The 26,058-nt window shown below is 40.0% G+C and carries 19 protein-coding genes and 1 tRNA gene; 10 read left to right on the forward strand and 10 right to left on the reverse strand.

All coding sequences use genetic code 11. The features are described from left to right. Positions 1 to 45 precede the first annotated feature (45 nt). The 3 genes from BC751_RS15920 to BC751_RS15930 form a co-directional block, all read right to left on the reverse strand. The gene (locus BC751_RS15920; RefSeq protein ID WP_130276519.1) at positions 46 to 1,071 is read right to left on the reverse strand and encodes a Gfo/Idh/MocA family protein; all 1,026 of its coding nucleotides are present in this window, start codon (positions 1,069 to 1,071) and stop codon (positions 46 to 48) included. Then, positions 1,068 to 2,075: a 3-dehydro-L-gulonate 2-dehydrogenase gene (gene yiaK, locus BC751_RS15925; protein WP_130276520.1), complete on the reverse strand. Its 1,008-nt coding sequence runs from the start codon at positions 2,073 to 2,075 to the stop codon at positions 1,068 to 1,070. Before yiaK ends, BC751_RS15920 begins: the two co-directional genes overlap by 4 nt. Before the next feature lie 75 nt (positions 2,076 to 2,150). Continuing rightward, positions 2,151 to 2,456 carry a DUF1330 domain-containing protein gene (locus tag BC751_RS15930; RefSeq protein WP_130276521.1) on the reverse strand — a complete coding sequence of 102 codons (306 nt, stop codon included), beginning with the start codon at positions 2,454 to 2,456 and terminating at the stop codon, positions 2,151 to 2,153. 93 nt (positions 2,457 to 2,549) lie between these two features. Here BC751_RS15930 and BC751_RS15935 point away from each other — a divergent pair, with 93 nt between their 5' ends. The 5 genes from BC751_RS15935 to BC751_RS15955 all read left to right on the forward strand — a co-directional run bounded on the left by BC751_RS15935 (position 2,550) and on the right by BC751_RS15955 (position 15,697). Next, positions 2,550 to 3,974, forward strand: a complete 1,425-nt coding sequence (locus BC751_RS15935; protein ID WP_130276522.1) for a tagaturonate reductase — start codon at positions 2,550 to 2,552, stop codon at positions 3,972 to 3,974. Between the two features lie 79 nt (positions 3,975 to 4,053). Further along, complete coding sequence (locus BC751_RS15940; protein ID WP_130276523.1) at positions 4,054 to 4,515, forward strand: capsid protein p24; 462 nt, start codon at positions 4,054 to 4,056, stop codon at positions 4,513 to 4,515. Positions 4,516 to 4,925: 410 nt separating this feature from the next. Beyond that, positions 4,926 to 12,971, forward strand: coding sequence for a T9SS type B sorting domain-containing protein (locus tag BC751_RS15945; protein WP_130276524.1), 8,046 nt, complete (start codon positions 4,926 to 4,928; stop codon positions 12,969 to 12,971). 125 nt (positions 12,972 to 13,096) lie between these two features. Beyond that, positions 13,097 to 14,404: an IS1380 family transposase gene (locus BC751_RS15950; RefSeq protein WP_130273823.1), complete on the forward strand. Its 1,308-nt coding sequence runs from the start codon at positions 13,097 to 13,099 to the stop codon at positions 14,402 to 14,404. A gap of 267 nt (positions 14,405 to 14,671) precedes the next feature. Beyond that, positions 14,672 to 15,697, forward strand: a complete 1,026-nt coding sequence (locus BC751_RS15955) for a PorP/SprF family type IX secretion system membrane protein (RefSeq protein WP_130276525.1) — start codon at positions 14,672 to 14,674, stop codon at positions 15,695 to 15,697. On the opposite strand, the gene BC751_RS15960 is transcribed toward BC751_RS15955, so the two are convergent. The 6 genes from BC751_RS15960 to BC751_RS15985 all read right to left on the reverse strand — a co-directional run bounded on the left by BC751_RS15960 (position 15,694) and on the right by BC751_RS15985 (position 21,336). Further along, positions 15,694 to 16,461, reverse strand: a complete 768-nt coding sequence (locus BC751_RS15960; protein WP_130276526.1) for a DUF2490 domain-containing protein — start codon at positions 16,459 to 16,461, stop codon at positions 15,694 to 15,696. The two genes, BC751_RS15955 and BC751_RS15960, sit on opposite strands and share 4 nt — an antisense overlap. A gap of 91 nt (positions 16,462 to 16,552) precedes the next feature. Next, positions 16,553 to 17,164: a bifunctional nicotinamidase/pyrazinamidase gene (gene pncA, locus BC751_RS15965; RefSeq protein ID WP_130276527.1), complete on the reverse strand. Its 612-nt coding sequence runs from the start codon at positions 17,162 to 17,164 to the stop codon at positions 16,553 to 16,555. Between the two features lie 13 nt (positions 17,165 to 17,177). Continuing rightward, positions 17,178 to 18,104, reverse strand: a complete 927-nt coding sequence (prs, locus tag BC751_RS15970) for a ribose-phosphate diphosphokinase (RefSeq protein WP_130277611.1) — start codon at positions 18,102 to 18,104, stop codon at positions 17,178 to 17,180. Beyond that, the gene (locus BC751_RS15975; protein ID WP_130276528.1) at positions 18,094 to 19,575 is read right to left on the reverse strand and encodes a nicotinate phosphoribosyltransferase; all 1,482 of its coding nucleotides are present in this window, start codon (positions 19,573 to 19,575) and stop codon (positions 18,094 to 18,096) included. The genes prs and BC751_RS15975 overlap by 11 nt, the downstream gene beginning before the upstream one ends. A gap of 154 nt (positions 19,576 to 19,729) precedes the next feature. Then, positions 19,730 to 20,536 (reverse strand): DMT family transporter, encoded by an 807-nt coding sequence (locus BC751_RS15980; RefSeq protein ID WP_130277612.1) that lies wholly within the window; start codon positions 20,534 to 20,536, stop codon positions 19,730 to 19,732. 122 nt (positions 20,537 to 20,658) lie between these two features. Continuing rightward, positions 20,659 to 21,336 carry an ABC transporter ATP-binding protein gene (locus tag BC751_RS15985; protein ID WP_130276529.1) on the reverse strand — a complete coding sequence of 226 codons (678 nt, stop codon included), beginning with the start codon at positions 21,334 to 21,336 and terminating at the stop codon, positions 20,659 to 20,661. A gap of 138 nt (positions 21,337 to 21,474) precedes the next feature. Here BC751_RS15985 and sucC point away from each other — a divergent pair, with 138 nt between their 5' ends. The 3 genes from sucC (at position 21,475) to BC751_RS16000 (ending at position 23,775) form a co-directional block, all read left to right on the forward strand. Then, positions 21,475 to 22,686, forward strand: coding sequence for an ADP-forming succinate--CoA ligase subunit beta (gene sucC / locus BC751_RS15990; protein WP_130276530.1), 1,212 nt, complete (start codon positions 21,475 to 21,477; stop codon positions 22,684 to 22,686). A 36-nt stretch (positions 22,687 to 22,722) separates the two neighbouring features. After that, positions 22,723 to 22,796: transfer RNA gene (locus BC751_RS15995), tRNA-Arg, on the forward strand. Positions 22,797 to 22,938: 142 nt separating this feature from the next. Next, on the forward strand, positions 22,939 to 23,775 hold the full coding sequence (locus BC751_RS16000; RefSeq protein ID WP_130276531.1) for a universal stress protein: 837 nt from the start codon (positions 22,939 to 22,941) through the stop codon (positions 23,773 to 23,775). 257 nt (positions 23,776 to 24,032) lie between these two features. On the opposite strand, the gene BC751_RS16005 is transcribed toward BC751_RS16000, so the two are convergent. Further along, positions 24,033 to 24,932: a DUF3078 domain-containing protein gene (locus BC751_RS16005; protein WP_130276532.1), complete on the reverse strand. Its 900-nt coding sequence runs from the start codon at positions 24,930 to 24,932 to the stop codon at positions 24,033 to 24,035. A 156-nt stretch (positions 24,933 to 25,088) separates the two neighbouring features. On the opposite strand from BC751_RS16005, the gene BC751_RS16010 reads away from it, so the two are divergent. After that, positions 25,089 to 25,658, forward strand: coding sequence for a DUF4136 domain-containing protein (locus tag BC751_RS16010; protein ID WP_130276533.1), 570 nt, complete (start codon positions 25,089 to 25,091; stop codon positions 25,656 to 25,658). A gap of 12 nt (positions 25,659 to 25,670) precedes the next feature. Continuing rightward, complete coding sequence (locus BC751_RS16015; RefSeq protein WP_130276534.1) at positions 25,671 to 25,988, forward strand: Mpo1-like protein; 318 nt, start codon at positions 25,671 to 25,673, stop codon at positions 25,986 to 25,988. Positions 25,989 to 26,058: the final 70 nt, after the last annotated feature.

Consider the following 26,058-nt stretch of genomic DNA (forward strand, 5'->3'; position numbering starts at 1 on the left):
TTAACTCTATTGTGGTGCGAAAGTTTCAAAAGCCGGTTATTCACCTTAAAACCAAACGGGTAACTTGGATTTTGAGGATTCATAAATTCCCAGAATCAATTCCAGGGACTTTCTGGCCTCATGACCGTCCACCAATGGATTCCGGTCTTCCAAGATGGCTTTTACCATGTCCTTGTATTGTTCGAGGTGGAGCTTATAACCGATTGCCAAAGGGTCTGCTGCACCTGTATTCAAATTAGCCTTCCCAACTTCAAGGGAAGTTTCTTCTCCTTGAATATTCCAGGCTTTTAATTTTCCGGCTTCCAATACAGCACTGCCCAAACTGCCGAAGATTTCCAATCTTTCCGGATAACCTGGAAAAAGTGCAGTTGAAGCACTGATATTTCCCAAAGCTCCGTTTTTAAAATGTACAATGGCTGCCCCTATATCCTCTCCCTCTATCCGGTGAAGAAGAGTTTTAACTTTTCCAAAGACCATTTCAACTGGACCTAGGATATTCAATAGGAGGTCAATGGTGTGGATACCCTGATTGATAAAAGCTCCTCCCCCATCTCCTGACAAAGTTCCTTTCCACGAACTGCTACTATAATATTCAGGAGATCTGTACCAATTGATATGGGCATTCCCCATCAATAACTTCCCAAATTTTCCTGCATTGACCGCAGCTTTCAATCTCAAAAAATCAGGACTGAACCTATTTTGGAAAATAACCCCACATTTAAGGCCATTTTGTTCAGAAGCTTTGATTATTTGATCTGCCCTGTCAAGATTGATTTCTATGGGTTTTTCAATCAGAACATGCTTGCCAGCCTGGATGGCTGCCAAAGCACTCTCCAGATGGTTTCCGCTGGCAGTACAGATGGAAACTAGATCAAGATCAGGCATGGCTAAAAATTCCCTGATATCATAAAACACTTTTACCCCAAATTGACTTTCGGCAGATTGAGCTACTTGTTCGGAAAAACCAAGCAAGCCTACCAAATGGGCATTTTCCAATGATTGGATTGCCTGGATATGCGTTCCGGTGATGGCACCGGTTCCTATGATCCCAATTCCAATTTTTCTTTTCATTCCAGCTCTTTAATTATTTTTTTCCAGAGGTCCTCATCCACAGGCACTCCTAAAACAAGATTTTGTTCTCTGATAGAACTGATTTTTTCTCCAGGATAACGAATTTCCTTTCCTTCAAAAACCCTTGAGGATTTGAAGTCCCGAATAATCAGGTCCAATTTGGAATCAGCCCAATCTTCCATACCTAATTTTTGGGGATGCAGGCAGAAAAAAACCTGGGAAAGACCAAATTCCGTACCGCTTTTTCCCACTTCATGGGTTGCGTTTCCTCCTGACAACATGCTGGCCAGCATATCCAAGACCAGAGAGAGACCTGCTCCTTTCCAAAGGCCTACAGGTAAAGCCAGTTCATTTTCAATTATTTCAGCTGGATCTTTGCTTAATTTTCCTGTTTGATCAAATCCCGCATCAAAAGGTAACTGCTCACCCTTTCTCAAAAAAATATTCATTCTGCCATAAGAAAACTGCGACATGGCCATATCCAAAAGGACAATGCCCTTTTTTCTTGGAATCGCGACTACCAAGGGATTATTTCCCAATTTGGGTTCACTGCCTCCCCATGCTGGCATATTTGGCTTTGTGTTGGTAAAACAAATACCAATACATCCTGCATCTGCTGCCTGAAGTCCGTAATTTCCTGCCCTCATCCAATGATTGGTATGTTGCAGGGCCACTATTCCGACCCCCAATTCCTGGGCCAAGTCAATTGCCCTTTGCATAGCAAAGTGGGCATTAGAGGGACCGGGACCAAGCTTACCATTCCATCTTTCAAAAACACCATATCTGAATACAAATTCCGGATCTGCAGAAGGAACCACACATCCTTTGCGGACCATGTTCAAAAAAACTGGAAACCTATCCAAACCATGGGATGAGATCCCATCCAAACTGGCCCGCACAAACAACTCACTGCACAAAAGGGCTTTTTCATTTGGAAAATCATACTTTTCCAGAATTCTTAGCAGTGTGGACTTTACCGTTTCGTAGGGTACCCTGATTTCCATGGCAATCGCGGTTCATTTAAAGTAGTATGATAATGGAATGGAAGCAGCACAGTTAATTAAGCTACTTTGAAATGATCAATTTACCCCAATTTCACCATTACATTCTACAACCAGCATTTTGGATCGGGCTGCCTGATATCGGATATTCTTGGCCAAGGTATATTCTGGAGAATTCCACCAATCTTTTGCAACCTGTACGGAAGGAAATTCAAGAATGACCAACCTTCCTGGATTCCAGTCTCCCTCAAGAGATTCGGTTTTTGCCCCCCTTACCACAAACCTGCCTCCAAATTTTGAAATGGTAGCCAAGGTGTGTTTTTTATATTCCTCATACAATTCGGGGTTATGGATTTCGACTTCGACCAATACCAATGCCGGCATAATTTGATTTTTTTAAATGAAAATGATCCCGTTAAATAATCAAAATTTTGATTGATTTAAAGTTATAATTTGAAATTGATATTTTGCATCCAAATGAAAAAGTTAAACAAAAAAAGTATTGATAAACCCGTTAGGCCTATAAAAGTCCTTCAGTTCGGGACTGGAAATTTTTTAAGGGGATTTGCGGACTGGATGATTGAAATCATGAATGAAAAAACGGATTTCAACGGATCAGTGAAAATTGTGCTCAACCAAAGCCAAAAAGTGCCCGAAGCATTTTTATCCCAAGATTGCCTGTATCATGTAATTATACAGGGTTTTGAAAATGGACAATTGATAAACAAGAAAAAACTGATTACCTCCATTGAAGGTATCGTCAATCCTTTTGAAAGCTTTGATTCCTTTTTGCGATTGGCTGAAAGCCCTGAGCTTAAATTTATTATTTCGAATACAACCGAGTCAGGAATAATTTTTGACCCCTCAGATTTACCTGATACCGGCACAATTCCCCGGACTTTTCCGGGAAGGTTAACTGCATTCCTTCTCAGAAAATATGAACATAATAATGGAAATGCTTCTAATAAGCTTTACATTATTCCCTGTGAATTGATTGAAAAGAATGGAGAAGTTTTAAAATCCGCTATTTTGGCATACTCAGAATTATGGAAGCTTCCGTTAGGGTTTAATGCTTGGTTAAAATCATCCGTTGTGTTTTGCAATAGCTTGGTGGACAGAATTGTACCCGGTTTCCCAAAAGAAAAGATCAGTGAAATCCAGAAAGAACTGGATTACGAAGATAATTTGATTGTCATGGCCGAACCTTTTCACCTTTGGGTAATTGAAGGCAAACAGGAGCTAAAAGATATCTTTCCTGCCGAACTAGCGGGCTTAAATGTAAAATTCGTTCAGGACATTCAACCCTACCGAACTAGGAAAGTCAGGATTTTAAACGGAGCCCATACTGCCATGGTACCATTGGGCTATCTGAAGGGTTTTCGTACGGTCAAGGATTGCATTGAGGACAAGGAATTCTTTAATACCATCCATACCATTATTTATAAAGAGATTATTCCGACCCTGGACCTTCCCGAAACGGAGTTGACCCAATTTGCCGAGGATGTGTTGGATAGGTTCAAAAACCCCTTTATCAGGCATGAACTTGCTTCAATTGCACTTCATTCGGTTTCAAAATTCAAGGTAAGGGTACTTCCAAGCCTTTTGGTATATGTCGAAAAATTCGGAGCATTGCCTACCCTGCTTGTTGAATCTCTTTCGGCACTTTTGGTATTTTATAGAGGTGAATGGCAGGGCAAAACCCTTCCCGTGAATGATGATCAGGAAATCATCTCTTTTTTCAGAGAAGCGTGGAAGGATGATGATCTTGTCTCTTTTGTACAAAAAGTACTGGCAAATGAAAAGTTATGGGGAAAGAATTTGAACCATGTGGAAGGTTTATCTGATAAAGTGGTATTAAATATCCAATCGATTTTCAACGCTCATAATTTTCCAAAAGCTTAATTTTCGAGAAAATTGAAAAGTTCAACTTTATTTTTGAGTGATTTTGTGAATTGACGGAAAAAAGATGAATTTTGCTGACATGAGTGAAAAAGGTCATCCCATCAAAGAAGCATTGTTGGCAGCAGCCCAACAAAGTTTAAAAGATCAGATTGCTGATATCCAAAACCAACTAGAGGCATTACAGGAATCTTCAGAATCTGAAGAGAAGAGTTCCGCAGGGGACAAATATGAAACACACCAGGAAATGCTCAACCAATCCAGGGACATGTTGGAAAAAAGTCTTGCGAAAAGTAAAATGCTATTGGCACAACTCAACGCAGTACCCGTAAAAGAGTTGTATACAGTTCAGGAAGGCGCCTTGGTAAAGCTTTCAATTGGAAACCTGTGGGTTTCCATCCCTTTAGGTAAAATCAGTTTACAAGGAACGGATTATCAGCTTGTCTCTAATGATTCTCCTTTAGTCTCCACCTTGTGGGGTTTAAAGAAAGGTGACTCCTACGAGTTTAGAGGAAAGAAAGAAAATATTTTTCAAATCGATTAGAAAAAAATACAAATCTTCTCTTCATCGAATTTACTTGATACTAATAAATTCTCACCAAAAATATGAAACAAATAAGCATCCCTAGTGGATGCTTATTTGTTTCAGGGCTTATCAAAAAAACCTCCCTCAACAATTATTTCTTTGAAATTTTCTATTCCTCTTGAAATTTTTTATCGAATTAATTTTTTGTTTTTATAATTTTATTCTATTTATTAATTGATAATCAGTTTTTTCAGCAATGAAAATTATGTTTATACGAAAAACATAAAATAATATACTAAAACACGAAATACTGATTTTTGTGCATAGGTTACATTAATTGCTATAAAAACTGAAAATTATGGGTGCTTTTTAAACCCATAAGAAGAAAAAACTTGAGTCACACAATTGTTTTTAGATGTGAAACTTATATGAGAACACTTAATAAGCATTTTTTTCTTACAGTTTTTGGGTTGTTTTGTTGGCTTGCCTTTGGTAATGAAACTATGGGGCAAACCCCATTGATTCTTCAGGACTTAAATTTTTCTGAATGTAGAAGATCAGTAGAGGCTAGAGCTTCTGGAGGTCTTGCGCCATATACCTATCAATGGTCTTTCGAAGGAGAAATAGTTCAAATTGACAATAATTTATCAAGTTCTCAGTTTAGCTTGCTAACAAGGGCACAGCCTGGAGTCTATACTCTTATTATTACAGATAATGGAGGTAGAGCACTAACCAGAAATATACCTTTCGTTGGAACTAGCAATTTTACACTCGATATTGAAATTTCAGAAATTTTCCAATGTGCTAATGAGACCTCCGCAAATATTACGGGAATAATAGAAGGTGGATTACCCCCCTATACTATACGTTTTTTTGATTTAAATGAAAACTTAGTTAGAACTGTTAATAATTTTCCAGGAGGTCCACTTAATTTGACTGGAATTCCAGCAGGCCAATATGTGGTAGAGGTAGAAGACGCCTTACTATGCATTGAATTAACTGAAATTGACATACCTGAAATTGATCCTATAATTCTCGAACCTGCTACTGGTGTAGGTACATTTCCCGAAACTTGTGCGGCAAATGGGGGAATTTCATTTAATGCGCAAGGTTTTACCGGAGAGGTAAGGTTTAGGATCAGGCGGGCGAATGGTACTTATGTAAATGGATGGACAGTGGCACCGGGTGGATTGATCCAATACAATCAATTGGTAGCAGGTAATTATGTTTTAGAAATTATCGATTTCTATAGAAATGAGACTTGTCCAGCTGAGTTAGATTTTTCCATAGGAAATGAAATTCTATTGGATTACACGGCCACTAGCACTCCCGTTACCTGCTTTGGTGGTAACGATGGAACCATTACTATAAGAGCAGACAGGGTTTTTATGGGATTTCCTTTCCCTCCTGCCAATATAAATGTAGATATCATCCGTCCCAATAACACAATTGCTGTCAACAATGCATCAGTAGCCATCGGTACTAACTCGGGTCAGCAAACTTTTTCAGGTTTTGGACCAGGAACCTACACCATAAGGGTAAGACATGGTGGTGTAAATTATCCTGAATGTCAACAGGAATTTACAGTAACCGTTGCCGCCCCTCCTTCCCCTATTAATTTGAGTACTTCATCTACCCCCCTAACTTGTTTTGGAGCCAATGATGGAACAGCTACCGTTAATGCATCCGGTGGCTGGGGAGGATTCTCTTACTTATGGAGTAATGGTGCTACTACTGCAACAGCCACCGGACTTGCCCCAGGCAACTATTCTGTGACAGTAACTGATTCCGAAGGATGTACTTCTGTGGCTAATGTTAATGTGGTAGGCCCTCCATCCGCTTTATCTGCAAGTATAAATGGAGTTGTAGGATTAACTTGTATCGGATCTAATGACGGTAGAGCCACAGTAACCGGAGTAACGGGAGGTTGGGGATCTTACACCTATTTATGGAGCAATGGTGAAACTACAGCTACTGCATTTAACCTTCCATCCGGATTAAATACTGTAACCATTAGAGATTCTGGAGGATGCGAACTGGTATTGACAGTTAATAACGGCGTACCTCCTGCCCCTACTGTAACTTCTTCACCAGTCAGCCCTTCCTGTTTTGGGGGTTCTGATGGAAGTCTTAGGATCCAAATTTCTGATCCCACCAATACTTACGCTGTCACTACAAACGGACAGACCCTGATTGGAAATGATGTGACTTTTCAAAATCTCCCGGCCGGGGATTATTTTGTCAATATTGCTTATGATGGCGGGACTTGCGTGATTACCCATCAGGCAACCGTAAGTAACCCTCCACAGATTCAATTTAATACTCCCGTGATTAACCATATCTTATGCCATGGAAACGGAAATGGATCCATTACAGGACTTCAAGTCACCGGAGGTACAGGAACACTAAGTTTTCAATGGCAGGTTAGAACTGGGACAAATTTTGTTGATATTCCAGGCCAGACAGGTTTGAATATTTCCAACTTGGCAGGAGGCACTTACAGGATTGTGGTCAGAGATGCCAAAAATTGTATTGTTACAAGACAATTCGTTATTAATGAACCTGCTCCACTTGCAGTAAGCGGGCCTGTTGTGACCAATGTGGGATGTTTTGGAGATGCGACAGGTTCAGTTAGTTTCACCATATCAGGAGGTACGGCCCCATATACTTATCGTCTCAACGGAGGAAGCCCGACAACCACCTCTTTGAATACGGTTACTATTACCGGCCTTGCTGCTTCCAATAATAATTTCATTGAGGTAAGAGATGCAAATAATTGTCAGGTTCCTAACATAAACTTTGACATCACATCTCTGCCTGCTATTACAGTCACTAGTACCAATATTACGCCAGAAACCTGTGCCGGTCAAAATAATGGATCTATCCAAATCGGATTTACAGGTGGAAGCGGTTCATTGGGTGTCCAATGGTTTAGGGCCGGTAATTTTTCTACTGTTTTATCCAATAATGCCTTACTTAGCAACAGTGGTCCAGGTGATTATGTCGCAAGAATTTTTGATTTGACCAATCCGAATTGTTTTATTCTACACAATGTAACCATACCACCAACCCCGGCATTGAGCCTTCAACTCAATGGACAGCCAACGAATGTTTCTTGTTTTGGCGAGTCAACTGGAGCAATCAATATAGCTGCAAGTGGAGGGACAGGTGCTCTCACCTTCCAATGGACAGGACCAAATGGATTTACATCCAATGTCCAAAATCTTTCGAATGTACCAGCAGGCCAATACAGTGTGAGGGTTACAGACGCCAATGGCTGTTTTAGAGAATTGAACAATATTTTGATCAGTCAGCCTCCTGGGGGAGTTCAGATCAATGTCTTAAATGTCATTGAGCCTACCTGTCATGATGCTAGCAATGGTAGAATTGAAATTCAGGCCGGTGGAGGAAATCCGGCCTATACCTTCAACTGGTTCAAAGAAAATAGCACAGGGGTTTTCTTACCCGTAGGATCCAATTCTACAACCTTATCAAACATTGGCCCAGGAAATTATAAAGTGAGCGTTACAGATGCTAATGGCTGTACGAGAGAGGAAAACATTCCATTGGGTGCACTTGATCCGATACAAATTACTGTCACCAATATTGAAGATGTCTCCTGCCATGGCAGAAATAATGGAAGAATTTTTATAGAAGTAACTGGGGGCACTGGATTGTACTTTTTTAATTGGGATCATGGTTTTATTAACCAAAACCCAACAAACTTAAGCCCGGGAACTTATGCCGTAACCGTAAGAGATGCTAACGGCTGTGAAGCAAGGTTAGAAAACATAGTAATCAGCGAACCTGATCCTCTTGAAATTAATGTCCTGAGCACAGTTACTCCTTCTTGTGTTTTCGATGATGGTGCAATTGAGGTAGAGTTTATCGGAGCATTGCCCGGAACTGCAACAAGCAGGTGGTTTAATGTTCAAACAGGAGACCTTATTGCCGAAAATACGACTTTCGTCAATGGCCTTACCCCGGGCTTTTACAGAGTGGAATACAGTACAGGAGCATCTTGTACAGTTACAAGGATAATCCGTTTAAATGGTCCTACCTCAAAATTAAGATTGATTCTGGATTCGGATGATGCGAGCTGTCCTGGCGAACCTGGTTTACTAAATTTTACTGCAATCGGAGGTGTTCCAAGTTATTCCTTCCAAATATTCCTTGGGGGTATCTGGCAGCCAATCACACCTGCAATAATGACATCCCTTACTGTAGGAAATTATGATGTCAGAGTTACAGACAGTGCTGGTTGTGAAGATATTGGAAGCATTACCATCAACGAGCCTGATCCACCTTTCTATACCGCTGAAGTAGTCCAAAATGTTTCCTGTTTCAATGGAAATGATGGAATAATCACTTTTGGTCTTTTTGGTAATACCTCAAGTATTCAATCGGTCCAATGGTTCAGGAGGGTAATTCCAACTGGATTTGTTCCTATTGATACCTCTGAATTAAACAACCTTATAGCAGGCACCTATTTTTTCGAATTGACTTATGCCAGTGGCTGTACAATAATTTCAGAAGATTTTGTCATTACACAACCACCACAAATTGTCACCTCTCCCCTAGTTATTCAGCCACTTTGCGCTGATGAGACAGGTACTTTCAGACTTACCGTCAATGGAGGTGTTCCTGGGAAAACTATTCAGCTAAATTCCACCAATGGCACCAGCAGGATCATTGAAAATGAAAATACAGGGGTATTTAATTTTGAAAACCTGGCTCCTGGAGATTATACTTGGTCAATAGAAGATCCGGGATGCGGAATTACTTCCGGAGTATTTACCATCAATCAAATAATTAAGCCATCATTTACAGTCGCTTCCCAAAACGTCAGCTGTTTTGGAGACAATAATGGAATAATCAACATTACCGGTACCACCTTGCAGCCTGGAAGAAGTTTTACTGTCCTGATCAACAATATTTCCCAGGGAGCGCTTACCACCTTTACCAATTTGGCTCCTGGAAATTATCAGGTAAGAATAGTAGATAACCTTGGCTGTCTCTCCGATCCGATCTTGGTTCAAATCTCTGGACCGGACAGACCTTTGGAAATCGTTAATTTCGAAAAAGAAGATGGGGAATGTTTTGGAACCCCAACTGGAAAAATTTCTTTTGGAGTTAACGGAGGAAGGCCATTATATAGAGCAGTTCTGACCAATACAGCAGGCTTTTCAGCAGAGTTGGGCAACTTGGATAGAGATCTTACTTATGAATTTACAGGACTAGTTGCCGGACAATATACCTTAACCATATTTGACAGGGATGATGTATGTCAGGTCATCAAGGATTTCGTCATCACACAACCTGACCTGGTTAATGTTACCCACAACAGTCCCCCAATCTCTTGTGAGCCAAATCTGACTTTTATTAGTCTTAACATAACTGGTGGTCAATTACCTTATGTCATCACCTGGGAAAGATTTAATTTCACTACTTCAAGTTGGGAATTGATTCCTTTCAATGGACCGGAATTGGACAATATTGGACCAGGGTTATACAGGTACACCGTGGAAGATGGAAATGGCTGTAATCCTGTAAGTGAAGATGTTCTGATCACTGCCCCACCGGCCTTCGAATTGACCTATACCAAAGGAGATATCCTTTGTTTTGGTGGTAATACCACCGTACAGCTTTCGGCAACTTTTGGCACAGCTGATAATTTCTCTTACTTCGTTAACGGTAACCAGATTTTTGGTAACCAATTCACGGCAATTGCAGGAACTTACACAGCTTATGCCATCAATAATGCAACCGGATGTAGGTCTGAAGATGTGGTAATCCAAGTAACCCAACCAGCCTCTCCATTGACGCTTCAAGGATTTTCGGCACAGAACCTTACCTGTTACGAAGGCAATAATGGAAGGATTGCATTTACTCTCATTGGTGGCACTGCTCCTTATACCATCACCTTCCAGGGAAATACTTATACCGGGTTTGATGGAGAAGAGATTGTATTCGATAATTTGGCTGCCAACATCAATTACAGCTTTACCGCAACTGATGCCAATGGTTGTCCGGTATTGATCCCATCAAGGACATTGAGTCAGCCGACACCTTTACAGGTAAATGTTACCAATACCACTATAAATTGTGCTGGTAATTTTGCCCGTATCAATCTTCAGGTAACAGGAGGTTTGGCACCTTACCAGATAGATTGGGCCTACTCTGCGGACGGGGTTAATTTTACTACTAACCCAGGCTTCAATAATGCTACCCAATTAAACAACCTTATAGGTGGATATTACAGATATACCATTACAGATCAAGGTTGTGAACCTGTGGAAGATGTAGTCTTTATCGATAGCCCATTACCGATTCAGGTTGTTCCTGAAGTGATTGATGTGGCTTGTTACGGAGAAAGAACCGGAGAGATTCATTTAAATATCACGGGAGGAACAGGGAATTACAGCATCCAATGGAGTAACGGTAGAATAGGTAGTTCGCTAACTGGACTAGCAGCAGGTACCTATACCGTATTTATTGTAGACCAAAATTCCTGTGTGGCATCAAGGACTTACACAGTTATCCAACCTGATGCCCCTTTGGAAGTGGAAGCTGACTTCAACAGTTTCTTCTGTAATTTCGATGATGAAATTTTCTTGGAGATTGACGTCAGAGGCGGTACCGCACCCTACACTTTCTCATGGTCCAATGGTGCCACCACTCAGAATTTAGTGGGGATTGAACCGGGAAGTTATACAGTAACCATCACTGACGCAGCTGGTTGTCAAATTCAAAGAACTTACGAAATCCCACCTAGAATTCTACCTTTTGAGGTAGAACTAACAGCCAGTCAGGTACTGTGCTCCCCAGGCGAGAGGGTACAAATATCAGCTACTGTTACAGGAGGTACAGGACCCTATACCTACTTATGGAATACTGGAGCCACCACCCCTATCATTTCCAATTTAGGTCCAGGCACTTATACAGTGATTGTTACAGATGCAAATGGATGTCGGGCCCGGGAGTCAATAGAAGTGCTTCCTGCACCTAACTGGAGGTTAAATTTAGAAGCACTTAATCCTGTTTCCTGCTTTGGAGGAAATGATGGTTCTATCCAATTGTCTTTAACTGGTGCAAGAGAACCTGTAAAAATAAGATGGAGCCATGGTGTACAAGATCAGCTCTTTGCCGGAAACCTCAGAGCAGGGACTTATTCGGTCGAAGTTGAAGATGCTTTGGGATGTATCATCACATCATCATTCAATATAAGGGAGCCTGAGATTCTAAATTTGAATGAAGTAGTGGAAAATAGCCAATGCGCAGGTTCCAGAAACGGAAGTATTACCTTGAATATAACAGGCGGTAGTGCTCCTTATACTTTCCGTTGGTCACATGGCCCTAACAGTAGGAATTTAAGAAATCTTGGCCCCGGAACCTATTCAGTGATAGTTACAGACCGAAACGGTTGTTCTACTGCAGCTACCTACACCATTCTTGAACCGGAACCACTCGAAATTACAAGTGATTTCTCAGAAGAACTTTCCTGTCATGGAGACAGATCCGGCTTTATCAATATTGGAATAAATGGCGGAATCCAACCCTATGAAGTTGTCTGGGCTGACGCTCCAAACCTGAACAGTTTATTTAGGAGTGATCTTCCCGCAGGAACTTATACAGTAAAGGTAACAGATGACAACGGATGTAGAATAGAAAAAACATTTAATATCCTAGAACCAGAAAGGCTCCAGGTTGATATTAAGACTTCTTTCATGGTAGACTGTGAAAACAAAGAATTGGTTGGGGTTGCCTGGGCTGAAATTACTGGAGGTAAAGGTGATTATAAGATTTTCTGGAATACTGGGGAAACTGATGTCAGGGAAGTTCTCTTTTACGAAGATGGAGAACTCTCTGTCATGGTTTATGATGAAAATGGTTGCGTGGACGAAGCTGTTGTATTGGTAGAAATGCCATTGGCGTTTACGGATGCAGACTTCGTATACACTGTTATTTCAATTGGCCAGGAAGGCGAAATTATTGTTGGTGACGAAGTCCAGTTCCTGGATAGAACCCAGGGCAATGTCATAGCCTGGGAATGGAATTTTGGAGATGGGACTACCAGCAATGAACAAAACCCCATGCATACCTATACAAGGCCTGGAACCTATACTATTACTTTGATGACTTTCGATGCTTTAGGATGTATTTCCCAGACAAGTATTCAGGTAGAAGTTTTGGCATCCTACAGGATCATGGTCCCCAATGCATTTACTCCAAATGGAGATGGGCTTAACGATACCTTCATGCCTAAAATGAGAGGAATCGATGAGTTTGAAATGCATATTTTTAATAAATGGGGCGAACTGGTTTATTCCACTTTCAGCAAAGATGATTCAGGTTGGAATGGAACACTGAACGGTGTCTTGAGTCCAAATGGTAATTATGTTTATAAAATAGTTTTCAAAGCCAATGATGGTGAAAAAGGAACACAAACAGGAGTATTCACCCTGGTTCATTAATACCTTAAATCCGCAGGGCGGATTTAAAAAAAGCCGAAAAAGTGGCTGAATTTATTCAATTCAGGCTTTTCCGGCTCGTTTTTTTTCACTTATTTAGATGATACCACTCAAACTAGATAAGCGGTATGAAAATTACGAATTCGACAGAAAAAATCACACCTTTCGGAGGTTTTAATTTTGTTTTTAACTCTTTCAAAAATTCTGGTCTCCCAGAACTCATTGATAATCAATTGGGGGTTAGAGCCTTAAGGGGAGGGTTTTCATACAGTGACATTTTCGCCAATCATATGGCTATTTTCTTTAATGGTGGCGACTGTACTGAAGATATCAATGTTCACTTGAGAGACGCACTTGAACAGGTCCCTTCATTTTCAGTATGCAGTGCCGATACAATTCTGAGAGGTATCAAAGAGCTTGCTGTTGATACAGAACTCTTTATAAATCCGTCCAGTGGAGTAAGCCATGAATTTAATATCAATGGAAAACTCAACAGCTTGTTGTTAAAATCAGCTTGTAAGACCGGATTACTCAAGTCAGGTGTTGCTTACGACCTCGATTATGACAACACCGTCATTCCAACTGAAAAGTACGATTCAAAAAAGACATATAAACACGTCTATGGATATCAGCCAGGTGTAGCTTCCATAGCACATCCTGAATTTTCACAGGCCATTCCTGTGTACGTAGAGGGCAGAAATGGCAACAGTCAGGCCAAATATTTGCAGGCTGATACACTTACACGCATGTTTGGGCAGCTTACCAATGAAAATATCCGTATCGGAAGGTTCAGAGCCGATTCAGCATCCTATCAGGAAGAAGTTCTCCGCACACTGGAAGCACATACCGAAAGCTTTTATATACGGGCAAACAGATGTGCCAAACTGGATAATATCCTTGGAAGTATAGCCCCTGAGAAGTGGCAGAAAATACGTTTGGGTGTACAGGAAATGGAAGTTACTGACCTATCCGACTACAAACCTTTCGGTAAAGACAGGTCTTACAGGCTGGTCATTACCAGAATCAGGCGTAAAGACGGGCAGGCAGATGTGTTTAGTGGAGATGCATTTACTTACAGGGCTATTCTGACCAATGAACATACATCGTCCAATGAAGCTGTTGTAAGGTTTTATAACGCCCGGGGTGCAAGCGAACGCTTGTTTGATGTACTCAACAATGACTTTGGCTGGTCTAAGTTGCCCTGTTCGTTCCTTGCAGAGAATACCTCCTTTATGCTTATGACGGCTATGTATGCCAATTTTTACACCTATATCATTGGAGAGTATTCCAGAAAAGTTGATTGGCTTAAGCCTACCGACAGGCTCAAGAAGTTTATCTTCAGATTTATCACTGTTTCAGCCAAGTGGATAAGAACGGGAAGAAGAGAAGTGCTCAAACTGTTCACGAGTAAGGATTACAAGCCGATTTTGAACTAAATTCAGATAAAAACCCCTCAGGAGCTCAAAAAATAAAGATTTACAGGGAAGAGGTATGCCTTTTCCATTAAAATTGAGGAAAAAAAACCGTCCATTTTATCCTCAAACCTAAAATCCATTGTCTCAAAACTATGAACACTCTTCAATCAAAGGGAAGAAATTCCCGAACTAGACCAAAAATGAACACAAACAAGCAGATTCAAATCTCCAAACTAAAATCCTGCGGATTTTAGGTAATAATTTAATTTTTAGGTAAAATATTCAGTTATGAAAAAAATTGGTTTATTTCTAATGGTGATTTTTAGCAGTATTGGTGTTTTGGCCCAAGATTTCCAATACTCACAGTTTTATGCTGCACCTCTATATTTGAACCCTGCCTTCGCCGGTGCTTCCGACCTGACCAGGATAGGAATGAATTACCGGAACCAATGGCCGGGCTTAGATCATTCCTTCAACACCTATTCCGCTTATATAGACCATTATATGTTTGATATCAATTCTGGCATAGGTTTGATTTTTAACGGCAGCATGGAAAGCAAGGCACGGCTGAACCAAAATGAGATCGGATTATTGTATTCTTACAGGCTAAAATTGGGACATGAATCCTTTTTAAGGGTTGGAGGACAAGTCAGCTATGTGGCCAGAGATGCTTATTTTGGAGATTTGATTTTTGGTTCTCAATTGGATATCAATCGGGGAACCATTAACCCGGACAGTGGTGAAGGTTTACCAGAAGACTTCAGGCATCGGTTTGCAGACTTCAATTTTGGCATGCTTTACCATAGCCAGACATATTGGCTGGGCGTCTCAGCCCATCACCTGACCCAACCCAATGTTTCCTTCATTGATGAAAATATCAGTAAACTTCCCATGAGGATATCAGCACACGGCGGGATAAAAATTGATCTGGGAGAAGGCTTTATCAACAACTATTTCAACAATTCAAGGCAGGAAAGGTCTGCATTTCTTGCTTTTAACTACAAACACCAGGATCCTTTCAACCAATTGGATTTAGGAGCCCAATTTTTTATTCAGCCACTGGTTATGGGCGTTTGGTATAGAGGTTTCCCTGTTAAATATGCCCTTCCAAATAATGAATCCATCGTGGGATTGATTGGCTTTACATTGGAAAGCGGTCTGGATATTGGTTACAGCTATGATTTCACCATTTCCAAAATGGCCTTAAGACAATCTGGCGGGGCACACGAAATCTCCATCCGTTATTCCTTCCTCTTCGGGGATCCTAATCAACGGAACAGAAGGAGTACCATCATTCCTTGTTTTAGGTTTTAAAAATTAAGGTAGGTATTGATAATGTAACCTTTATTTCCTTGGAAAACGTTTTTTCCTTCAACAAGTCTCCCAAGTTGTACTATTTGGTTGAAGTACCCACCCTCAATCCTAACATGGTCTGAAAAACGGTAACCCGTCAAAATTCCTATCCTGTTCTGATCAAATACGTTTTGGTTTACATTCTTTCCAAATCCTATCATCAATTCATCATAAGCAGCCATATAAGGGACAGCATTTGCGATCGTTCTTCCTTTTAAAGGAACGTCTACCCTTGCCATATACCTTACCCTATTAAGGTAAATATAGTTATCTGGTCTCTCAAGATTTTTACTACTGAATGTACCAACCCATCTTTGTTCTAACATAAATCTGTTTGAAATTTGAAAAAGTCCTATAGGATTGGTCAAGGTTAACATTTGATAAGTCCTGTGCTCTGGAAATTCCATTCCCAGGCTATTCAATGGAATCTGACCGTAACTGTAGGTATCTGCATAAAGATAACCTACCCTTGCAGTAGCATTTTGATGCAACTTAATATTGAGTCCCGTTCTGTATAAATCTTGCTGGGGATCAGTGACAAAACCTGTCCTTCGCCATTGAAATTCCCCATGAAAGGATAAAGATTGGTTAATTTTGTAATTTAGGAAAAAGGCATGCCAACCAATTTGGTTATCATCCCATAACCTGTTATTCTGGGCAAAACTTACAGTACTGATAAGGAATATCGAAAGGAAAACTACTACTGTAGATATAGATGTTTTCATGATTGATTGCTTCAAATTTTAAGTTTAAAATTTTTACAAATTTACATTTGAAGCTTTCCTTGAAATGTACCTTATATCACACGGCCAAGCGTTACAAATCAGAAGAGCTTAATATTTGGGCACCCGCATTTTTCATTTCTTCAATGGCTTTCTCATAATCATCTTGTCGAAGATTTACTGCCCTTGTTGCGTCAGCAATTAAATATACTTTAAAACCCTGATCCAGTCCATCAAGCACCGTGAATTTCACACAATAATCAGTTGCCAATCCACAAACGTAAATCTCATCTACTCCTTCAGATTTGAGGTAAGCGGACAATCCGGTATCACCCTGACGGTTATTGTCGAAAAAACCGCTGTAAGAATCCACCAAAGGATTGGTCCCCTTTTGAAAAACAGCGCGCCAACCTTTCTTATCCAACATAGGATGAAAATCAGCCCCTATGGTGCCCTGAATACAGTGTACAGGCCAAAGAATTTGTTGAACCCCATTCAAATCAATAAACTCCCCTACTTCTTTACTTTCATGGTTAGCCGCAAAACTGCCATGATCCGCAGGATGCCAGTCTTGCGTAGCCACAATAAAATCGAATTTTTCCTGAATTGAATTGATGATGGGAACTACCTGATCTCCCTCTTTAACGGCCAATGCTCCCCCTGGAATAAAATCATTTTGTACATCTACAATGATTAATGCTCTCATGATGAAATTAATGTTATGATGCTAAAGGTTTGAGTTGATTGACTATCAAAGGTGCAATACTTTCGACCTGAAGGAATTCGTTTTGAAGTTCAATACTATTAGGATGGGTGTCAGTGGCAATCACTTTTTCGATAACTCCTGATTTCTGAATCCTTTCTAAGGCATTGTTGGTAAACAGTCCATGGGTACTGATGGTATAGATTTTTTTTGCTCCAGCGGCCTTATAAGCTTCTGCTGCATTGATCAAAGAACCTCCAGTCCGTACCATATCGTCATAAATGACCACATCCTTGCCATCAACATCAGCGGATATACTTGTCACCTCTGTTTTATCGCCTGAAATCCTTCTTTTGAAAACAAAAGCTGCATTCACTCCCATTTCATTGGCAAGGGATTCGACCCATTTGGCTCTTCCCGCATCGGTGCATGCCATGACAAAGCCATCATCTGCCAATTCCCGGGCTGCTTTGATAATGATGGGTTTACAATACACATGGTTGATCAGAACTTGCCCCTCAAAATAATATGGAATCCCCTCTGAGTGAAGGTCAAAAAACATAAAGTGGTTACCTAAGCTTGTTCTTGGAAGGGAAGAAAACATCACTGCTCTTGATTTTGCCGTCACTACTTCTCCCAGTTTTACAGCCCTATCCATAGTAGAATATCCAAAATAAGGAAATACCAAATGGATTGATTTAGCGCCATACTTGATCAGGGCATAAGCTAAATCATAAATTTCCAAAGTATCCCCATCAGAAATCGTACCTCCAATTAAGACCACTTCTTTTCCGTTCACTGGTGAATGTATCCGCTGATACCTCTCACCATCAGGGAAAATTTTAACTTCTATCTCTCCTCTTTCAAAATCACCCATTGTTACCACCTTATCCAATAAATAAGTATAGGAAGGAATACTGAAAATTATCTTTTTATGCTCCATCATAATTCTTCATTTTGAATACCAATTGGGTTCTGATATCATATAGCTTTTCTTCTAATCCCACCGGGTAAATATGAGGATTCACGAAGCGTTTATGAGCTTTATCAAACATGCCCATATTTCTTTCCGCATTTTGTTTGATCTGATGGATATCTCTCCTTTCATATACTTTCTGCCCTTTGATAAAGATAGGCTTAAGTAAAATCTCCTGATCTAAACCATTGGTATTGATTTTCTTTCGTTTGGTTGGATCCACAGGATCAATGATCATAAACTGAGTATTGGAAAGGTCCTCTCCTTCCAGGTAGATCATATCGGCAATAGCTTTACCGTTTTTTGAATACCTGACGGCATTCTGAATACCCGGAATATTGATTTTTATGGATTGTTGGGAAACTTTCACTTTGGGTTCCCATGTTCCCTCTTCGGTTTTAATGGCCGCCAATTTATAAACAGCACCCAAAGCCGGTTGGTCATAAGCGGTCACCAACTTGGTGCCAACCCCCCATACATTTATCGACGCTTCCTGCATTTTAAGCGAAGTGATAATTTGCTCATCCAGGTCATTGGAAGCCACTATCTTTGCATCTGGAAAACCTGCGGCGTCCAACATTTCCCTGGCAATATTACTGTAGTAAGCCAAATCCCCTGAGTCTATCCTTATCCCAATCATTTCTTTTCCCTTTTCTCTGAGCATCTTTCCCACCTCAATGGCATTTTTGACACCATTGATGGTATCATAGGTATCCACAAGAAAAACACATTTATCAGGGAAGGCCTCTGCATAGGCTTTGAAAGCCTCCAGTTCGGTATCAAAAGACATGATCCAACTATGGGCATGCGTACCGGATACAGGAATTCCGAATAATTTACCTGCCATGACATTGCTGGTGGAAGCGCAGCCCCCAATATAAGCTGCCCTACTTGCGGCCAAAGCACCGTCAATTCCCTGGGCTCTTCTAAGACCAAATTCCAATACCGCATCCCCTTTGGCAGCATAAACTATACGGGCTGCTTTGGTGGCAATCAGTGTCTGAAAATTGATAATATTCAGCAGGGGCGTTTCCAGCAACTGGCATTGAATAAGGGGACCTTTCACCTTGATCAAAGGCAGATGGGGAAACACCACAGTGCCTTCCTCTACAGCCTCCATATCACAGGAAAATTCCATATTTTGGAGGTATTCTATAAATGCAGACTCAAATGTGGGAGAGCCATCCGTATTCTGCATCTCCCTCAAGTACCGCAGGTCATCCTCCTCGAATCTAAAATTCCTGCAGAAGTCAATGATATAATCCAGGCCTGCTGCAACCGAATAACCTCCCTGAAATGGATTTTTTCTGAAAAATAAATTAAAAACTGCTTCCTCTTCCGCTTTTCCTGATTTCCAGTAAGCATAAGCCATAGTCAGTTGGTAAAAATCTGTCAAAAGGGCGAGAGAGCCTTGATAGAGGTCTTTGGTAATTTTCATTTGTTAGCTTCAATAAAATTCAAAATTAAAAGATTAGCCTGGTTTGTATTATAGTTTCCAAAAAACCTTCATCAAAATTCTGCACTTAATACTCCTGCTATTTTTAAAATGGACTTTGGAAATGTTAGGAAAAATCTTTACCCAAAGCGTTCCTTTATTTTCTTGACGTCACATTTAACAAAACACCCGCCAATACCAATAACATGCCTGAAAAGGTAATCAGCGTAAATGTTTCATCAAAAATAAAATACCCAAATCCCAAAGCATAGACTATCCCTAGATAACTCAGGCTGGCAACCTTGGATAATTGGGCATTCTGATAAGCCAAGGTCATGAAGTACTGGGCAAATTGGGTCAATAAACCCACGGCCAACAATATCAACCAATCCCAACCTACTGGCATTACCCAAACGAAATAAGTAACTATAGCGGCGATGGGGACTGTGATCAAAGGAAAGTAAAACATGATGACCAAAGGATGTTCCAAATTACCGGTTTTTCTTATCAGGTTATAAGCGAAACCCATGGATATGGCAGCGATTAATCCCACCGCAAGATCAAATCCTGAAATTCTCGGGTCAAATCCTTCAATGATTACTACCCCTGCAAATGAAATCCCGAAAAAAACAAATTGAATAGGCCTGACTTTTTCTTTAACGATGAAAATTCCCAAGATGGTCGTAAAAACCGGTGCAAGGTAATTGATGGTCACTGCTGAAGCCAGGGGTATGGACTGTAGGTTATAAAAGAAAGCGATGAGACCAATGGAACCGACCACTCCCCGCAAAATGAGCAATTTCTTATAGGTACCAAAAACATATACCCCTGCTTTCTTGATCAAAAAATAAGTAAATATCAAACTGAACACAGACCTGAACAGGATAATCTCTATGGCAGGAATATGGGAAACAAGTTTCACTGATACATTCATCAGAGAAAACAGGAAGCCTGCCAATAACATATGTTGTATGCTGCGGTTCGACAAAGAACTTAAGAGATTAATTCAAAACGATGGCATTTTTAATTCTAAATAACGAAAGGAAATTCGGATAATTAGAAATTTATTGAATTGAAATCGGATTTTTATTGGCTTTTTATATTTCTATCCATCGAAAGAATGGTCCCATCCTGCATGGTAAGTGTTCTATCCGCCATTTTTGCCAAATCCTGGTTATGGGTTACAATCACGAAAGTCTGGCCGAAATTTTCTCTTAATGTAAAAAAAAGCTCATGAAGTGCCTGGGCATTTTGTGAATCCAGGTTACCGCTTGGTTCATCTGCAAAAATTATTTTAGGATCATTGATCAGAGCCCTGGCTACAGCCACCCTCTGCTGTTCCCCTCCGGAAAGTTCAGAGGGCTTATGGTCCAACCTACCTGAAAAACCCAGCAAGTCAGCCAATTCCGCTGCTTTTTTTCTTAACAAAGTATCGGGTTTTTGGGCAATCAATCCAGGAATGATGATGTTTTCCTCTGCAGTAAATTCCGGTAATAAATTATGGAACTGAAAAATAAATCCAATCTGTGCATTTCTAAAATCTGCCAGTTTATCTCCTTTTAATTTTGAAATTAAAGTATTTCCAATCCATACCTCGCCTTTATCTGCCTGGTCAAGGGTACCAAGAATATGCAAGAGGGTACTTTTCCCGGCACCAGAAGCCCCGACTATAGAAACTACTTCATTCTCAAATATTTCCACATCTACCCCTTTGAGCACATGTAAATCTCCATAGTACTTTTGAATTCCAATTGCCTTCAGCATGCCTCTTGATTTTGTGTATTAAATTAAATACCTCTGATGTAATAAGGTTCAAAAATGGCATATATTTCCCAAAAAGAGGAATGCTTGACTTGAAAAATCAAAGAGTAGCACTTAACTTCGGGCAAAAATTTCACAAGGATGAATATACACGAATATCAAGCAAAAGAACTTTTGAAAGGCTATGGTGTTAGAATTCAGGAAGGTATCGTTGCCGATACGCCTGAAGCAGCACTTGAAGCAGCAAAAAAACTGAATGCAGAAACCGGAACTTCCTGGTATGTGATCAAAGCCCAAATCCATGCCGGAGGCAGAGGAAAGGGAAAAATCAAAGAAACGGATTCCAATGGTGTAGTTTTAGCCAAGAAGCTTGAAGACGTTCCTGAAAAAGCCAAAAACATCCTTGGTGGAACTTTGGTGACCATTCAAACAGGTACCGAAGGAAAAAAAGTAAACAAAATTTTGGTGGCTGAAGATGTGTACTATCCAGGAGCTTCCGAACCAAAAGAATATTACCTATCCATCCTTTTGGACAGGGCTAAGGGTTCCAATGTAATTATGGCCTCTACAGAGGGCGGTATGGACATTGAAGAAGTTGCTGAAAAACATCCTGAAAAAATCATCAAGGAATGGGTTGACCCGAAAGTAGGTCTGCAGGCATTCCAGGCAAGAAAGGTAGCTTTCAAATTAGGGCTGGAGGGCAATGCCTTTAAAGAAATGGTGAAGTTTATTACAGCGCTCTATAATGCCTACATTGGATCAGATGCCTCTCAATTTGAAATCAATCCGGTATTAAAAACTTCTGATGATAAAATCCTTGCTGTAGACGCTAAGGTAAATTTGGATGACAATGCTTTGTTCAGACATAAAGATCTGGCTGACCTCAGAGATTTGGCAGAGGAAGATCCTTTGGAGGTAGAAGCTGGCAAATCAGGACTAAACTATGTGAAACTTGATGGAAACGTGGGCTGTATGGTGAATGGTGCTGGTTTGGCCATGGCTACCATGGATATGATCAAATTGTCCGGTGGTGAACCTGCTAACTTCCTTGATGTAGGAGGTGGTGCCAATGCAACCACTGTTGAGGCAGGCTTCAGGATTATTCTTCAGGATCCAAATGTAAAAGCCATTTTGATCAATGTATTCGGTGGCATCGTAAGGTGTGACAGAATTGCGAATGGCGTGGTAGAAGCCTATAAATCTATTGGTGATATACCTGTACCTATTATCGTGAGACTTCAGGGAACAAATGCAGAGGAAGGCGCAAGGATTATTGACGAATCCGGACTTAAAGTTTCTTCAGCAATTACCTTGAAGGAAGCAGCTGAAAAAGTAAGGGCAGCCATCGCCTAAAGACATAGAACGGTTCAACAAGAACCGTTCCTCTAAGCACCTGTAGTTCAACTGGATAGAATATCGGATTTCGGCTCCGAGGGTTGAGGGTTCGAATCCTTCCGGGTGCACAACAAGCCTTTTGTTTCACAAAAGGCTTTTTTTGTGTTTTGTTTACTGATTTTTATCATGTTTTTTGATGATTAGGGATAGTATATTTTTTTTATCTGTGCTCTATCTTTATATAACTGAACAACCAAACCCCTGATAGTCATGAAAAAGATACTTGTTCCCACCGATTTTTCTACCTGTGCCACAGCAGCTGAAGACTTCGCTTTTATGTTGGCAAAAAAAATTCAGGCAGAACTCATATACATCCACGTGGTGATTACGCCTGTGGACTGGATCAAATTGACCAAAGATCAAGAAAATTTCTTCCCTGAGACCAAAGCTGCAATTGCTAAGGCAAAGGATAAATTGAATGATTTGGTGGACGAAGCTGAAAAAGCAGGCCTATCCGCGAGAAAAATATTGGTTTATAATGACGGAAATGAAAAAATCCACAAGTATGTTGCTTCTGAACACATTGATTTGGTAGTAATGGGCTCTCATGGACAATATGGATTCAGGGATCATATTCTAGGATCTAATACTTATAGCATGCTCAGAAGATCAGATGTTCCGGTTTTTGTAATCAAGGAAAACAATCCCAAAATGAAATTGGAAAGCCTGGTCTTTGCAACAAACTTCAAAGAGGACACGGGAGAATCCTTCAAAACAGTTGAAAAGCTTTCCGAAGAATTGGGTGTAAAACTTAAAGTCCTATTTGTGAATACGCCGACTTACTTTATGGAAACCAATGACATATTAAGTATAGGAAAATCCTATTTAAAGGAATTTGGGAATTATTCTTATGACATCCATATTATTGATGCCTTCAAAGAAGAACGAGGAATTTTACAATTTGCCGAAAAATCAAAGGCTGATGGAATAGCATTGGTAACCTCTGGAAAATCAGATTTAATGCAATACTTTTCTCCCAGCGTAACTGAAAACCTAATCGCCATGACTGATTTACCTGTGATCAGTATCAGGAAGCCAAAGAAATAGAAGACGTGAGTTTTTAGAACAGAAAAAAAAGCAACCGGTTTTGGTTGCTTTTTTTGTCATATTCTGAAAATTTTAATGTATCAATCCCTTACAATTATTACAATTTCACACTTGATCCTGAAAATAAAAAAGCAGGAGAAAATCCCCTGCCCTTTATATGAAAACTAAACCAACTATTATTTAACTACCACAATTGAAACAAAAATAGCACTTAAAAATAAAATTCAAAATATTTTAAAAAAATCGTGTTCCAACACCTATTTTTTATTACTCACTTTATACAAAATCCCCAATGCAAGTGCCTGGCTGAACTGAATTTTCGAATCCATGTCAATATCATAGACATTGATGCTGGTAAAAGTCACATCTACGAACTTGGTTATTTTTGCAGCAATAGTAAGGTCCAGCCTATGGTCTATGTTTTTGAATGCCAAGGTCTCATAATTGGCAAACATCTGATAACGGGCATTTAATGTCAGATTTTCTGCAATACTCTTGTTGTAGGTCATAAAAAGCTGGAAAGCCAACCACTCGGTTCTCACTTTGCTGCCAATAGGCACACCATAATTAGTCGGCACATTGTCTGCAATAGTTGGGTCTGTCACAAATGTAAATCTAGGCGAAAAGGGTGCCAGCCTAAGGTTAAAGGATTCGTTGGGAATATATTCCATACCTACACCTGTGGTCAAAAAAGCAGGTGAAAAAAATCCGGAAATCCTTAATGGATCGTCTCCTGAATAATCAAAACCATCTGTAAATTGCGTAATAAAATTGAGTGAACCAAAATACCCCCATTTTTCAGAAACTTTGTAACCAACCTTAGAATCCAAGAAAATCCTATCATTGGATTTGCGGAGGTCTTGGCCATCATTTCTGACCAAACCGTATATGAATTCCAATTGGTTGACCCAGGAATATTTTCCCTTGGTGTAATTGGCCTTTCCGGTAACAAGGGAACCAAAAGCCACGGAATTAACACCTCCCGCCTTCCAGTTGCCACTGAATGCCGCCTGATTGAAATTAAATCCTACGCTTAATTCGGAATCCCAAAACTTCACTTCTTCCATAATTGCCGAAGCAGAATCTAAAGCAGTCTCTTCTTGCGCCAAAATTGATAGGGATACAAAAAACAAACAAATAGCAAATACTTTTTTCATAGGGGTATAGATTTTAAATGAAAGCTAACCAAATATAATTTTTTATTTGGAAAAAGTCATTTTCCACATATAAGTATGGAATCAATTTAGATAGTTTGGAAAACATTTTTTAATATAGTTACCGTTATTAGATTAAGATCAGCACCAGATTACCTAATGAAAACAAACACACTAAGACTGCTTGCCTTTGGAGTACTTGTTTTGTTCTCTTCTTGCAGCTCTATTGAGATATTCAAAGAAAAAACCGAGTTCAAGCCCTATAAAAAGTACCAAAACTTCGTAATATTAAACAATGAAGTGGGACTCAAGGGTTTTAACGATGATTTCCTGAATGCCTTGGTGGGAGAAGGTTTAAAAGATGCCTTAGAGAAAACCGGGATGAGATATGAAACCGAAAACCCTGAATTGGTAGTCAGGTTTACCTCAAATGAAGATGTTAGGCAACGGGAAGTGTTTAACAATATGTACCCCATGTGGGGTTGGAGGGTTTGGGATCCATTTATGTTTGATCCCAGGTTCAATAACCAGTCCCTGTATTCGACCAAAAATTATGAACTGCTCCAATTGATCGTTGATTTTATTGACCCTAAAAACGACAAAATTCTCATGCAATTGACAGCAGTTTCCGAAGTCCATCAATCCCGTGAAAAGAAAAAGAAACTGGAAAAATCTGTGGAAAAAATCGTGGAAACCTACTTGTCCCATATGAATCAAAACTTACCTTAACCCAATTTAATCATGGAAACAAAATTCAAAAGCTTAAAGGAGTTTTACCCCTTTTACCTTTCTGAGCACCAAAACCCTACCAGTAGGAAGCTTCATTTTATTGGAACTGCTTTGTTATTTGTCATTTTGGCTACTGCTATTTTCTTGTCCAAATATTGGTTTCTTTGGCTATTACCTGTAATAGGTTACGGGTTTGCATGGGTAGGCCATTTTTTCTTTGAAAAGAATAAGCCTGCCACTTTCAAATATCCTTTTTATAGCCTGGCCTCGGATTTTGTTTTATTCTTCCATTTGTTAACAGGTAAAGAAAAATTTACTCCAAAAAAGTAAGTATGAAATGCAAAAATAATGATTCAAAGTGTTGCAGTTTAAAAACTATTTATTACCTTTGTTAAGTTAT

Source organism: Cecembia calidifontis (genome assembly GCF_004216715.1).
Classification (GTDB): Bacteria; Bacteroidota; Bacteroidia; order Cytophagales; family Cyclobacteriaceae; genus Cecembia_A; species Cecembia_A calidifontis.